Here is a 13,359-nt window from a genome sequence, read left to right on the forward strand (position 1 = left end):
GAGAAAGCGCGCGACCTCGCGAGAAAGCGCGCGACCTCGCGAGAAAGCGCGCGACCTCGCGAGAAAGCGCGCGACCTCGCGAGAAAGCGCGCGACCTCGCGAGAAAGCGCGCGACCTCGCGAGAAAGCGTGCGACCTCGCGAGGTCGGCGAGGCGGGATGCCGCGGGTCAGTCGCGTCCGGTCAGCAACGTGCGCAGCGCGCGCTCGAGGGTCGCGACCTCGTCAGCATCCATGCCCTCTGCCAGCTCGCGCTGCACCTGCTCGACGAGCGGACGCAGACGGCGCCGCTCACCCAGGCCCGTCGCGGTCAGTGTCACGACGTTGCGCCGCGCGTCGCCGGCGGCGCGGCGCCGGGTGACGAGACCGCGTCGCTCCATGCGCGCGAGCAGGTCGGCGACCGTCGAACGATCGAGGTCGACCTCGTCGCACAGTTCGCGCTGACTCGCCTCGCCGCGGCGGTCGAGGACGGCGAGGATCGCGTACTGCACGCTCGTCGTCTCGGTCGAGGCCACCCGCGCCCAGGTGGCGACGTGACGCTGCTGCGCGCGGCGGATCAGGTATCCGAGGTGACGCTGCGGCTCGACGTCGAGCGCGGCGAGCACGTCGACCGGATCGCTCATCGCGCCGCCTCGAGCAGGAATCCGCCGAAGAACGCGGTGAGTTCGTCGCGGGCATCCAGCGGCAGCACGTGTGCGATGTACTGGTCGGGACGCACGATGACGATCGCCCCCTCGGGCGCGATGCCGCGCGCCGCGAAGACGTCCGTGGCCGCGCCGGTGGCCCAGACCTTCTCCCAGTCCTGCAGTCCCAGGGGTCCCGTGCGCGGCAGCAGGATCTCGGGCAGGCCGCCCAGCGCGACGTCGTGGTGGTCTTCGCGGAAGACCGCGCGCACGTCGATCACGCTGTCGACGTCGGCATCCGACGGCGTGAACCGTGCGGTCGGCGCGTCCGCGGCATCCGTCAGCCACTCCGCCAGCGCCCGCAGACCCTGCCCGCCCTCGTCGCCGAACGCGTAGAGGCGCCAGCGCCCGTCGGCACGGTGCACGTGGCCGAGTTCGCCGCGGTAGGCGTCCGCGACGCGGACGGCGGGCGCGGAGTGGAAGCGGGTGCCGATCTCGAACCCGGATGCCAGGGCCTGGTGCTCGCTCGTTCCGGTGAGCGTCGACGGCTCGTAGCGCGTCGCCAGCCCTGCGGTGTACCGCCCCTGCCGCGCGAACTCGGCCTGCATGGCCTCGGACGTGACACCGCCGCGCTCGGGGTGCTCGGGGTCGACGGTCGGCTGCGCGATGAAGTCGGACCAGAACCGGTCGAAGTCGATGAGGTCCTTCGCGACCGTCTGCCGCTCGCCCGAATAGGTGTGCAGCAGGGCGGGCGCCGAACGGCCCTCCAGGACGGCCGCGAGCTTCCAGCCGAGGTTGAACGCGTCCTGCATGGAGACGTTCATGCCCTGACCGGCTTTCGCCGAGTGCGTGTGGCACGCGTCGCCCGCGATGAACACGCGCGGGGTGCGGCCCTCATCATCGACGTCGTCGAACCGGTCGGTCAGGCGCTGCCCGACCTCGTAGACACTCGACCACGCGACCTGCTTCACGTCGATCGTGTACGGGTACAGGATCGCGTTGGCCGTCACCGTGAGCTGCTCGGCGGTGGTCGCACGGATCGCGCTGTCGCCGGCGGGGATCTCGCCCAGGTCGACGTAGCAGCGCACCATGTTGCCGCCCTCGCGCGGGATCATCAGCAGGCTGCCCTTTCCGGCCGACTGCACGACGTTCTTGGTGCGCCAGTCGGGGAAGTCGGTGGTCGCGAGCACGTCCATCACCCCCCAGGCGTGGTTCGCGGCATCCCCCGCCAGTTCCCGCCCGATGGCGGTGCGGACCGCGCTGCGCGCCCCGTCGCATCCGACGACGTAGTTCGCACGCACGGTGAACTGCTCGCCGCCGCGCTGCAGCACGACCTCGACCGGGTGGTCGTCGCCCTCGCCGACCGTGAGCGTCACGAACGAGACGCCGTAGTCGGCCTCGAGGCGGCTCGCCGAGCGCGCCGCGTGCTGCAGCAGGAAGTGCTGCATGCGCGCCTGGTTGACGATCACGTGCGGAAACTCGCTGAGCCCGTCGGGGGTGTCCTGCACCCAGCCGGTGCGCACGATCTGCGAGCGATCGTCGTCGCTCGGACCCCAGAAGTGCACCTCGTTGACCCAGTACGCCTCGCGCAGCAGCGCGTCGGCGAGGCCGAACGCCTCGAACATCTCGACCGTCCGGCACGCGACGCCGTCGGCGTGGCCGAGCGCGAGCGGCGCGTCGCGGCGCTCGACGATGCGGGTCGTGATGTCGGGGAATGCCGCGAGCTGTGCGGCCAGCACAGTGCCGGCGGGGCCGGTGCCGACGATGAGGACATCGACTTCGGCGGGGAACTCGGCGGTGCGGGATGCCGCCTGCGGCGCCGCGGGCTGGAGGTCGGGGTCGCCGGGCCGATACCCGTCACGGTAGTACTGCATGCGATCTCCTTCGATCCGGGCTCGATGCGTCGCTCCTGCGGTGGAGCGCCTCCACTATATCGTCAGTACCCCAACGATTCCAGTGCGGGATGCCGTCGGCCCATGCGACCTCGCGAAAAACCGTGCGACCTCGCGAAAACACGTGCGACCTCGCGTGAGAGAGTGGGGCATGGCCAACTCCCCCACCGGCGACTCGGTCACCGAGCGGCTGCTACGGGTGCTCGAGACCTTCACGCCGACGCGCACCGTGCAGAGCGCCTCGGAGATCGGGCGCCGCGCGGGGCTCCCCGCGTCGACGGCCCACCGCTTCATCGGCGAACTCGTCGAGACGGGGCTGCTCGAGCGGGATGAGGACCGGCGCATCCGCGTGGGCATGCGCCTGTGGGAGCTCGCGACCCGCTCCTCGGCCGCGCTCCGCCTGCGCCAGGCGGCGATGCCGGCCATGGAACGCGTGCAGGCCGCCGTCGGCGAGCACACCCAGCTCGCCATCCTCGAGCAGGGCGAGGCGCTCTTCCTCGAGCGCCTGTCGAGCCGCGATGCGACCTCCAACATCACCCGGATCGCCGGGCGCCTCCCCCTGCACGCCTCGAGCTCGGGGCTCGTCCTGCTCGCGTACGGGCCGGCGGAGCTGCAGGAGCAGGTGCTGGCCGGGCCCCTTCCGGCACTCACCCGCGCCACGATCACCGACCCCGCCGCGCTGCGCCGCAAACTCGCCGAGGTGCGCCGGCTCGGGCACGCCGTGGCGCCCGGATCGATCGAAGAGGTCGCGACGGGCCTTGCCGTGCCGGTTCGGGATGCCGCGGGCCGAGTCGTCGCGGCGCTCTCGGTGGTCGTCGCCCGCGACGCCGCGGTGGAGCCGCCGCTGGCCGCTCTGCACGCGGCGGCACGCGGCATCCACTCGACACTCGGCGCCTGACCGCGTTCAGAACTCCGCAAATCCGCACACAAAAGCCCCGAGGTCGGCCACTTCGGGGCGTTTCACCCCGAGATGACCGGAGTTCTGAACACGCGCCCCGGGACACCTCCACTCCACCCCTCACCCAGCCCCCCACCCGCCCCTCGCCCGAGGCGAGGGGATCTGCCGGATCGCGGACCGATCTGCCCGATTTTCTCCTCGCTGCAGCAGATCCCCTCGGCTCAGCCGAGGGGCCGCGCCACGACCCGTGCAGACTCCCATTCAACGGGAACAATGGGCCCGCAGCATCCCTCCTCATCCACAATGGGGAGCGGAGTCGAGGGAGACGCACATGACCACCACCGTGAAGACCCGGGTCGCCATCGTCGGGGCCGGGCCCGCCGGGCTTCTGCTGGCACAGCTGCTGCGGAACGCCGGCATCGAGTCGATCGTCGTCGACAGCCGCTCACGCGACGAGATCGAGCAGACCATCCGCGCCGGGATCCTCGAGGAGGGCACGGTGCAGGCTCTGGTCGCGGCCGGTGTCGACACGCACGCGCACCAGGTCGGCATGCGCCACGACGGCATCGAGCTGCGCTTCGACGGCGCCGGGCACCGCATCGACTTCGCCGATCTCGTCGGGCGCGGGGTCTGGCTGTATCCGCAGCACCTGGTGCTGCAGGACCTGCTGGCCACCCTCGTGCCGGCCGGCGCCGACATCCGCTTCGCGCACACCGCCGTGCGCGTCGACGACGTGACCGGCGACCGTCCGCGCGTGGTCGTCGCCGATGCCGAGGGCGCCGAGACCGAGATCGTCGCCGAGATCGTCATCGGCGCCGACGGCTCGCACTCGATCGTGCGCAAGGCCATGTCAGGCCCGCGCGCCGGGCTCTACCGCGAGTACCCGTTCGCGTGGTTCGGCATCCTCTGCGAGGCGCCGCCGAGCGCCCCCGAGCTCATCTACAGCAACTCGCCGAACGGCTTCGCGCTGATCAGCCAGCGCAGCGAGACCGTGCAGCGGATGTACTTCCAGTGCGCCCCCGATGTCGACCCCGAGGCGTACACGCAGGAGCAGCTGTGGGAGACGCTGCAGTCGCGCGTGCCGGGCACGACGCTGCACGAGGGGCCGATCTTCCAGCGCGATGTGCTGCAGTTCCGCAGCTTCGTGGCGCGCGAGCTGCGCCGCGACCGCATCGTGCTGGTGGGGGATGCCGCGCACACGGTGCCCCCGACGGGCGCGAAGGGCATGAACCTGGCCATCGCCGACGTGCTGCTGCTGACCGGAGCCCTGCGGGCGTTCCTGCTCGAGAACGACGCCCGACTGCTCGACGGCTACGAGCAGACGGCGCTGCACCGCATCTGGAAGGCGCAGAACTTCTCGTGGTGGATGACCAGCATGCTGCACCAGATGCCCGATGCGTCGGACTTCGATCGGATGCGGCAGCTCGGCGAACTGCGCAGCGTCACCGACTCGCACGCCGGGCGCACCTATCTCGCCGAGGCCTACACCGGCTGGCCGCTGGAGCGCATCGTCTGAGGCCGCCCCTGGTTGAGGCAGGCGGCGGAACGGCACGCGCCTCACAGGCTTCGGATAATCGCTCGAACTTCGGATGCGATCGCGGGATCGGGTCCGAACTTCATCACATCATCCGAAGTCTGTGAGGTGCCAGGCGCAGCCGCCCAACACTCCCCTACTCCGCGAGCCAGGCCGCGTACGCGTCGAACGTGTACGGCCGGCCGAGGAAGTCGGCGACGAGGTCTGCGGCATCGCCCGATCCGCCCCGCGCGAGCACGCGGTCGCGGTAGCGCGCAGCCACCTCGGGCGCGAACAGGTCGGCACGGTCGAAGGCGCTGAACATGTCCTTGGCGATCACGAGCGACCACATGTAGGTGTAGTAGCCCGAGCTGTAGCCGTCGAGGTGCCCGAACGCGCAGTGGAAGTGCGTGTCGTCGATGTACGGGAACACCGAGTACTGCGCCTGCGTCTCGCGCACGGTCTCGGTCAGGTCGTCGGGCACCCGCTCGTGGATGCGCAGCGACAGCGCCGCGTAGAACATCTGCGTGCGGGCGTGGAAGCCCTTGCCGAAGTCGTCGGCGGTGCGCATGCGCTCGACCAGGTCGGCGGGGATCGTGTGCCCCTCGTCGTCGGTCGCGAACCTCGCCAGGACCGCGGCATCCCACGCCCATTCCTCGAGCATCTGGCTCGGGGCCTCGACGAAGTCCCACTCGGTGGCCACGCCCGAGAAGCGCACCCACTCCTGGTCGCCGCCCAGCACATGGTGGATGAGGTGGCCGAACTCGTGGAAGAGCGTGACGACCTCGCTGTGCTCCATGAGCCCGGTGCCGAAGTTGCACACCAGCACGCCCTCGGGCAGCTGCCGTCCGCGCACGCCGGAGGCGAGGTCGAACTGCGCGGCGTGCTTGTACTTGCCCTCGCGCGGGTGCAGGTCGAGGTGGATGCGCCCGATGCGCACGCCGTCGCGCAGCACATCGTACGAGGCGACGTCGTCGTGCCAGATCGGCACCTCGACGCGCTGCCAGCTCAGGCCGAACAGGCGCCCGGTCACGTCGAGCAGGCCCTGCCGCACCTTCTCGAACGCGAAGAACGTGCGGGTGAGCTGCGCATCGACCGCGAACTGCTCCTTGCGCACGAGCTCGGAGTAGTAGGAGAGGTCGGCGGCGTCGATGTCGACGGCGTCGGGCACGTCCTGCCGCAGCCGCTCGAGCAGCACGGCCTTGTCGCGCTGCGCGGCGTCGGCCGCGGCATCCGCGATCCGGTCGATGAACCCGCCGATGGCGCGTCCGTCGCCGATCATCTTGACCTCGGCGTCGTAGTCGGCCCAGTTCGCGTAGCCGAGCAGCCGCGCGTGCTCGGCGCGCAGCGTCAGCAGGCGGTGCAGCACGGCGTCGTTCTCGGGCCACGCGATGTTCAGGCGCTGCAGCGTCATGGAACGGCGGGTGGATGCCACGGAGCAGTACGTTCCCAGCGGCACCGCGTCGGGGTAGTCGGTCGACACGGCCACGAGGCCGTCGCCGCCGGGCGCGTGGGCGGCCATCCAGTCACCGGGCATGCCGGCGAGCTCGTCGGGGCGCACCCGGATCTCACGGACCCCGGACCGGATGTTGCGGCTGAACTCCTGGCTGGCCTCGAGTTCTTGCTGCGCCAGCTCGCGCAGGCGTGCGCGCGTGGTCTCGTCGCGGTCGACGCCCGCACGGCGGAAGTCGCGCAGCACCCGCTCAAGCAGCCGCGTCGCGTCGGCGTCGAGGCCCGCCGGGTCGACGGCACTGACGATCTCGAACAGCTCGCGGTCGAGCCCCAGCTCGGTGTGGAAGGCGTCGACGCGCTGCTCGGCCTCGTCGGCGGCATCCCGCACCGTCTGCTCGGGATTCGTCTGGGAATAGACGGATGCCGCGGCCGCCGCGTTCGCGACGGCGAGCTCCACGTCGTTCCAGGCGTTCAGCACGGCGAGCGCGTCGGTCGGACGCTCGGCGCGCAGCCGGGCGACCAGGTCGCGGGCATGGTCGAGCTGGCCGTCGCAGCGGGTGCCGATCCAGGCGAGGGTGTCGGCGGGGGCGGGAAGCAGCAGCGGTTCGGGAGACGTCACCGGACGAGACTACGTCACGCGGCGCGCGCAGGGGTGCGCAGATGCCGGGCGACGGCGAGCCCGGGGAAGAGGAACAGCAGCACGGCGACGAGCTCGACGAGCAGCGGCACGGTCCAGGCGCCGGTCGCCTCGTGCAGCGCGCCCAGCAGCAGCGGGCCTGACGCGGCCACCGCGTAGCCGAGGCCCTGCACGATGCCCGAGCGGCCGGCCGTGGTGTGCTCGTCGTCGCCGAACGCGTTGATCATGATGAAGACGATCGTGATGCCGCCACCCTGGGCCAGTCCCCCGATGACACACCACGCCAGCCACAGCCCTGGCGCGAACAGGAAGCCGAGCGGCACTGTCAGCCATCCGATGCCCACGCACAGCACGCCGATGAGGATCGACGAGCGCAGCGTGATCACCGGCAGCAGCAGGCTGCCGATCATGCCCCCGACCTGGAAGAGCGCGGCGATGGCACCGGCGGCGCTGCTGTCGAAGCCCTGATCGCCGAGCAGCGTGGGCAGCCAGGCCGTGATCGCGTAGAACGCGAACGCCTGCCCGCAGAACGCGGCCGCCAGCAGCCAGGTCGGGCCGTGCCGCATCACCGAGACCCGGGGCGTATCGGCGTCGCGGCGCGGACCGGGCTTCGGCGCGAACGCGGCCCGCACCCCGCGCATACCGACCCAGACCACGAGCGCGATGAGGGCGAACACCGCCCATGAGGCGATGGCCCAGCGCCATCCGACGGCGTCGGCCAGCGGCGCGGTGCCGAGGGTGACGGTCATCGTGCCGACGTTGAGGGCTGCCGTGTAGACACCGGTCATCGTGTGCGCGCGCCGGGCGCTGAACTCGCGCGCGATGATGATCGGCAGCACGACGTTGCCGATCGTGACGAACGCGCCCAGCACCGCCGTGCCGACCAGCGCCATCGCGATGCCGTCGACGGAGCGCAGGATGCTGCCCAGCACGACCCCGCCGAGGGTCAGCGACAGCGCGACATCCGCCCCCGCGCGCCGGATGATCGCGATGGCCAGCGGTGCGCACACGGCGAAGCAGAGCACCGGGATCGTCGTCAGCAGACCGACGACGCCCGCGCCGACGCTGAGGTCGGCGCCGATCGCGCGCGCGACGGGCGCGACCGAGAGGATCGGGCCGCGCAGCATCGCCGCCGACAGCACGATCACGACGATGAGCACCGGGAGGGAGCGGGATGCTGCGGGGCGGTCGGGCATGATCAGCAACGCTACTCGCGGCCGGGGCATATGCCTATCTGCGTAGTCATCGGGAGCGCCCGAGAGACTGTCGAGCGGGCTGCGCAGCGCGGGCGCGGCCCCCGACCGCGCAGCACCTCCTCCGTTCAGCAGTCAGCTTCTGCAGGCGTCACGGCCCGGCGGCGGTAAGAACAGACTGCTGAACATGAGAGGCATCTGTTCGCCAGTCAGCTTCTGCAGGCGTCGCGCGCTGGCGCCGGTAAGAACAGACTGCTGAACACGGGGCGAAACCGCGAACCGGGGCTACTCCCCCGCGCCGGCGAGGCGGCGCAGCAGCGCCGTGAAGGTCTCGAACTCGTCGTCGTCGAGCACGGAGAAGTGCGCACGCTGCACGACCTCGACCGCCGTCCGCGCGCGGTCGCAGGCGTCGCGGCCGGCATCGGTGGCGACCACCACGTTGACCCGGCGATCATTCGGATCGGGCTCGCGCCGCACCCACCCGCGTCGCTCGAGGTCGTCGAGCACGCTCACGACCTGGCTCGGGTCGAGCCGCAGGAACTCGCTGAGCTCGCGCTGCGTGGGCCGCGCACCGGCGACGGCCAGCGCGAGCACCGAGTAGGAGCGCACCTTGAGGCCGAGGGGGGCGAGGGCCGATGTCGCATCGGCGAGCGAGAGCGCATTCGCCCGCGCCAGCAGAAAGGCCGGGTCACTGCCGACCGTGGTCGCCCACAGCGGCGATGCCGTCGCCTGCGTCGTCTCGCCCATCCGGCCTCCTCGTGCGACTATCCTGCCAGAAAACAATCATTGACAATCTCAATGATGTGCGATTGCATCGGATCAGCGCAAGAGCATCGGTGCACCCGCAGGAACGCCGGGTCCACCGCAAGCGCGTCGGCAAGAGCGAAGGAGCAGGGATGTCACTCGAGGGCAAGGTCGCCATCGTCACCGGATCGGGTCGCGGACTCGGTCTCGCATATGCGCAGGAGCTCGCCCGTCAGGGCGCGGCGGTCGTGGTGAACGACGTCGACGAGAGCACCGCGGCGGAGGCCGCGGCATCCATCACCGACGCCGGCGGCCGCGCGACGGCCGTCGTCGCGCCGGTCGGCTCGGCCGAGACCGCCGACCGCCTCGTGCAGGCCGCGGTCGAGACCTTCGGGCGCCTCGACATCCTCGTGACCAACGCCGGCGTGCTGCGCGACAAGGTGCTGTGGAAGATGAGCGACGACGACTTCGACACCGTCGTGAACGTGCACCTGCGCGGCACCTTCACCTGCGTGCGTGCCGCCGCGACCTACATGCGCGAGCATGAGATCGCCGGACGCATCATCTGCATCGGCTCGCCGGCGGGCCAGCGCGGCAACTTCGGGCAGACCAACTACTCGGGAGTCAAGGCCGCCATCGTCGGCATGGTGCGCACCTGGTCGATGGAGCTGCGCAAGGCCGGCATCACCGCGAACGCCGTGATCCCGGTCGCCGCGACCGCGATGACCGCGACCATGCCGTACTTCGCCGCGGCCGTCGAGGCCGACGCCGCCGGCGAGGCGATGCCGCCGTTCTTCCGTCACGACCTCGGCTTCGGCACGGCGGACGACGTCGCGGGACTCGTCGCGTATCTCGCGTCGGATGCCGCGGCCGCCGTGACCGGCCAGGCCGTCGGCGTCGGCGGCGACCGGCTGCAGATCTGGTCGCACCCCGAGCCGGTCTTCAGCGCCTACCGCGAGGGCGGCTGGAGCGTCTCGGCGCTCGACGAGGCCTTCGGCGACATCATCGACGCGCACCGGCAGTCGGTCGGCGAGACGTTCCCGCCCCTGCCGGAGGAGCTGCAGCGGTAGAGCCGCGTCGTTTCGACTCGTCGCCCCGCGCTCAACGACCGGAAAGGCACCCATGACCCGCTACGAACCCGCGATCGACGTCGCCGCGTTGCAGGCGATCGACACGCACGTGCACATCGAGGACGACGGGCACGGCGGCAACTCGCTGCCGCCCGAGCTCGCCGCCGCGGCCGACAAGTACTTCGGCGCCGGCGGCCCCGCCCGCGACCTCGACGCCGTCGCCGCCTACTATCGCGAGCGCAAGACCGCGGCGGTCGTGTTCACGGTCGACGCCGAGACGCAGCTGGTCCACCCGCCGGTCGACAGCGCCGCGATCGCAGAGGGCGCCGCCCGCAACAACGACGTGCTCATCCCCTACGGCTCGGTCGATCCGCGGCGGGCCGACGCCCTCGACCGCATTCGGCGGCTCGTCGACGAGTCGGGCGTGCGCGGCTTCAAGTTCCACCCGACCGTGCAGGGCTTCGACCCGAGCGACGAGCAGTACTACCCGTTGTACGCCGCGATCTCCGACGCCGGCGTGCCCGCACTCTTCCACACCGGGCAGACCGGCATCGGCGCGGGGCTGCCGGGTGGCTACGGCTTCCGCCTCGCGTACTCGAACCCGATGCTGCTCGACGGTGTGGCCGCCGACTTCCCCGATCTGCAGATCATCATGGCCCATCCCTCGGTGCCGTGGCAGGACGAGGCGATCTCGGTGGCCACGCACAAGCACAACACGTGGATCGACCTGTCGGGCTGGAGCCCCAAGTACTTCCCGCCGCAGCTCGTGCGGGCCGCGAACTCGTTCCTGCGCGAGCGGATCCTGTTCGGCTCCGACTTCCCTCTGATCACACCCGACCGCTGGATCGCCGACGCCGAGAAGGCCGAGCTGTTCAAGCCCGAGGTGCTGCCCGCGATCATGAAGACCAACGCGGTGCGGCTGCTGGGCTTGGCCGGCTGAGCGACGCCGGGCAGCGGCATCCCCCATTCACGACACAAGGAGAGAACATGACCACCACCGTCGCCTATGACGACCTGTCGAGCCTCGTCGGCCAGGACCTCGGATACACCGAGTGGCGCGAGATCACGCAGGAGCGGGTGAACACCTTCGCCGACGCGACCGACGACCACCAGTGGATCCACACCGAGCCCGAACGGGCGAAGGACGGCCCGTTCGGCGGCGCGATCGCGCACGGCTTCCTGACCCTGTCGCTGCTGATCCCGCTGTGGACCGAGCTGCTCGAGGTCACGGGCGTCACGACGAAGGTCAACTACGGCCTCGACAAGGTGCGGTTCGTCTCGCCGGTGAAGGTCGGCGCCCGCATCCGCATGACGGCGACGATCGCCGAGGTGCAGGAGGTCCCGGGTGGCCGCCACCTCGTCGTCGACGCCACCATCGAGACTGAGGGCGGCACGAAGCCGGCCGTCGTCGCGCGCAGCCTGCAGCGCCTGTACGCCTGAGGCCGCGGCCCGCGGCATCCCCCTCTTCACCCTTCAACGACGAAGGACAGACATGCTCAACAACGGCATCGGCACCTGGGTCAACCGGCGTGCACAGCGCATGCGCGAAGACGCGGCGATCTCGTTCCGCGGTCGGCGCATCGGATACGAGGAGCTCGACGAGCGCATCCTGCGCCTGGCCGACGCGCTGCGCACGCGCGGCGTGCAGCCCGGCGACCGCGTCGCCTATCTCGGCAACAACCATCCCTCGTTCCTCGAGGCGCTGTTCGCGACGACGATGCTCGGCGCGATCTTCGTGCCGCTGAACACCAGGCTGGCCCCGCCCGAGATCGAGTTCGCCGTCGACAACTCGGGCGCGACGACGCTCATCTTCCAGGACGCGCTGCTCGACCTGGCACGTGCCGGCACCTGGTCGTCGTCGGCCCGGCGGCGCATCTGCGTGGGCCGCGGCGACATCCCCGGCGCGGAGGACTACGACGAGGTCGTCGCCTCGGGCGCTGCCGAGTACCACGACGTGCCGGTCGCGCTCGATGACGCGGCGCTCATCCTCTACACCTCGGGCACGACCGGGTACCCGAAGGGCGCCGTGCTCACGCACGGCAACCTCACCTGGAACACCTTCAACGCCCTGGTCGACTACGGCATCGGGTCGGGTGAGCGGGTGCTGCTGATCTCACCGATGTTCCACGTCGCCTCGCTCGGGATGGGCGCGCTGCCGATCCTCCTGCAGGGCGGCACCGTGATCCTTCATGAGAAGTTCGACCCGGGCGCCGTGCTGCACGCCATCCAGGACGAGCGGGTGACCATGCTCTCGGGGGTGCCGACGACCTACCAGCTCATCGAGGAGCACCCGGACTGGGCGGAGACCGACCTGTCGAGCCTGCGGCACCTGACCTGCGGCGGCTCGTCGATGCCGAAGCGCATGCTCGAGGCGTACGAGCAGCGCGGACTGCACTTCTCGTGCGGCTACGGCATGACCGAGACCTCGCCGGGCGCGACCGCCATGCCCGCGCACATGAGTATGGAGAAGATGGGGTCGTCGGGTCTGAAGCAGTTCTTCACCGACGTGCGGATCGTCGGCGACGACGGCGGGATGCTGCCGCCCGGCGAGGTCGGCGAGATCCTGGTGAGCGGACCCAACGTCATCACCGAGTACTGGCGGCGCCCCGAGGCGACGGCCGAGACGATCGTCGACGGCTGGCTGCACACCGGAGACCTCGGCTACATCGACGAAGACGGCTACCTGTTCATCGTCGACCGGCTCAAGGACATGATCATCTCGGGCGGCGAGAACATCTACTCGGCCGAGGTCGAGGGCGCGATCATGCAGATCCCCGAGATCTCGGCCGTGGCGCTCATCGGTGTGCCCGACGCGAAGTGGGGCGAGGTGCCGCTGGCCGTCGCGACGCTCGACGAGGGCGCGCAGCTGACGGCGGCCGACGTGATCGAGCGACTGGACGGGCGCCTGGCCAAGTACAAGATCCCGCGCGACGTCGTGTTCGTCGACGAGCTGCCCCGCACCGCGAGCGGCAAGATCCGCAAGGGCGATCTGCGCGAGCAGTACGCGCGCTGACGGGGTCGGGCGCGGCATCCACTCGTCCGCGCGCAGCCGGTCGCGGGCGTCGCGGGCCGCGGTCGCGGGCGGCCGGGCGCGGGCATCAAATGTTCAGCAGTCGATTTCTGCGGCCCACGAGCGCGTCGGCCTGCGGATGCCGACTGTTGAAATCTCGCCGCGGGATTCAGCAGTCGACAACTGCAGCCGCTCGCGCGCGGGGCCTGCAGGAACCGACTGTTGAACCGGGCGTCACCCGCGGGACGACTGAGCGATCACTCCGTCGTCACAGATGACCGTTCTGTCGCGGAAAAACGGTCATCTGCGACGACCGAACGGGGGTGGATG

The 13,359-nt window shown here is 70.8% G+C and carries 11 protein-coding genes; 6 read left to right on the forward strand and 5 right to left on the reverse strand.

Annotated elements, in window-relative coordinates; all coding sequences use genetic code 11:
• Window positions 1–167: 167 nt before the first annotated feature.
• Both ABMQ42_RS10715 and ABMQ42_RS10720 read right to left on the reverse strand, forming a co-directional pair.
• Window positions 168–620 (reverse strand): MarR family winged helix-turn-helix transcriptional regulator, encoded by a 453-nt coding sequence (locus ABMQ42_RS10715; RefSeq protein ID WP_349722977.1) that lies wholly within the window; start codon window positions 618–620, stop codon window positions 168–170.
• The gene (locus tag ABMQ42_RS10720; protein ID WP_349722978.1) at window positions 617–2,494 is read right to left on the reverse strand and encodes an FAD-dependent monooxygenase; all 1,878 of its coding nucleotides are present in this window, start codon (window positions 2,492–2,494) and stop codon (window positions 617–619) included. The genes ABMQ42_RS10715 and ABMQ42_RS10720 overlap by 4 nt, the downstream gene beginning before the upstream one ends.
• Before the next feature lie 169 nt (window positions 2,495–2,663).
• Between ABMQ42_RS10720 and ABMQ42_RS10725 the strand changes: the two genes are divergently transcribed.
• Window positions 2,664–3,410: an IclR family transcriptional regulator gene (locus ABMQ42_RS10725; protein WP_349722979.1), complete on the forward strand. Its 747-nt coding sequence runs from the start codon at window positions 2,664–2,666 to the stop codon at window positions 3,408–3,410.
• A gap of 331 nt (window positions 3,411–3,741) precedes the next feature.
• Window positions 3,742–4,926 (forward strand): 4-hydroxybenzoate 3-monooxygenase, encoded by a 1,185-nt coding sequence (locus ABMQ42_RS10730; RefSeq protein ID WP_349722980.1) that lies wholly within the window; start codon window positions 3,742–3,744, stop codon window positions 4,924–4,926.
• Window positions 4,927–5,080: 154 nt separating this feature from the next.
• Here ABMQ42_RS10730 and ABMQ42_RS10735 read toward each other — a convergent pair whose 3' ends face one another.
• The 3 genes from ABMQ42_RS10735 to ABMQ42_RS10745 form a co-directional block, all read right to left on the reverse strand.
• Entirely contained in the window at window positions 5,081–6,994 is a 1,914-nt protein-coding gene (locus ABMQ42_RS10735) for a M3 family metallopeptidase (protein ID WP_349722981.1), read from the reverse strand.
• A gap of 14 nt (window positions 6,995–7,008) precedes the next feature.
• The gene (locus ABMQ42_RS10740) at window positions 7,009–8,208 is read right to left on the reverse strand and encodes an MFS transporter (RefSeq protein WP_349722982.1); all 1,200 of its coding nucleotides are present in this window, start codon (window positions 8,206–8,208) and stop codon (window positions 7,009–7,011) included.
• 282 nt (window positions 8,209–8,490) lie between these two features.
• On the reverse strand, window positions 8,491–8,952 hold the full coding sequence (locus ABMQ42_RS10745; protein WP_349722983.1) for a MarR family winged helix-turn-helix transcriptional regulator: 462 nt from the start codon (window positions 8,950–8,952) through the stop codon (window positions 8,491–8,493).
• A 149-nt stretch (window positions 8,953–9,101) separates the two neighbouring features.
• On the opposite strand from ABMQ42_RS10745, the gene ABMQ42_RS10750 reads away from it, so the two are divergent.
• From ABMQ42_RS10750 to menE, 4 genes are read left to right on the forward strand one after another with little or no spacing between them, the layout of a single operon-like run.
• Window positions 9,102–10,019, forward strand: a complete 918-nt coding sequence (locus ABMQ42_RS10750) for an SDR family NAD(P)-dependent oxidoreductase (RefSeq protein ID WP_349722984.1) — start codon at window positions 9,102–9,104, stop codon at window positions 10,017–10,019.
• Window positions 10,020–10,071: 52 nt separating this feature from the next.
• On the forward strand, window positions 10,072–10,959 hold the full coding sequence (locus tag ABMQ42_RS10755; RefSeq protein ID WP_349722985.1) for an amidohydrolase family protein: 888 nt from the start codon (window positions 10,072–10,074) through the stop codon (window positions 10,957–10,959).
• A 47-nt stretch (window positions 10,960–11,006) separates the two neighbouring features.
• A complete protein-coding gene (locus ABMQ42_RS10760; RefSeq protein WP_349722986.1) occupies window positions 11,007–11,459 on the forward strand; it encodes a MaoC family dehydratase in 453 nt (150 codons plus the stop codon).
• Window positions 11,460–11,511: 52 nt separating this feature from the next.
• Window positions 11,512–13,032, forward strand: coding sequence for an o-succinylbenzoate--CoA ligase (gene menE, locus ABMQ42_RS10765; RefSeq protein WP_349722987.1), 1,521 nt, complete (start codon window positions 11,512–11,514; stop codon window positions 13,030–13,032).
• The last annotated feature ends 327 nt before the right edge of the window (window positions 13,033–13,359 follow it).

Origin of the sequence: Microbacterium sp. KR10-403 (assembly GCF_040196215.1) — a bacterium.
Taxonomy (GTDB): Bacteria; Actinomycetota; Actinomycetes; order Actinomycetales; family Microbacteriaceae; genus Microbacterium.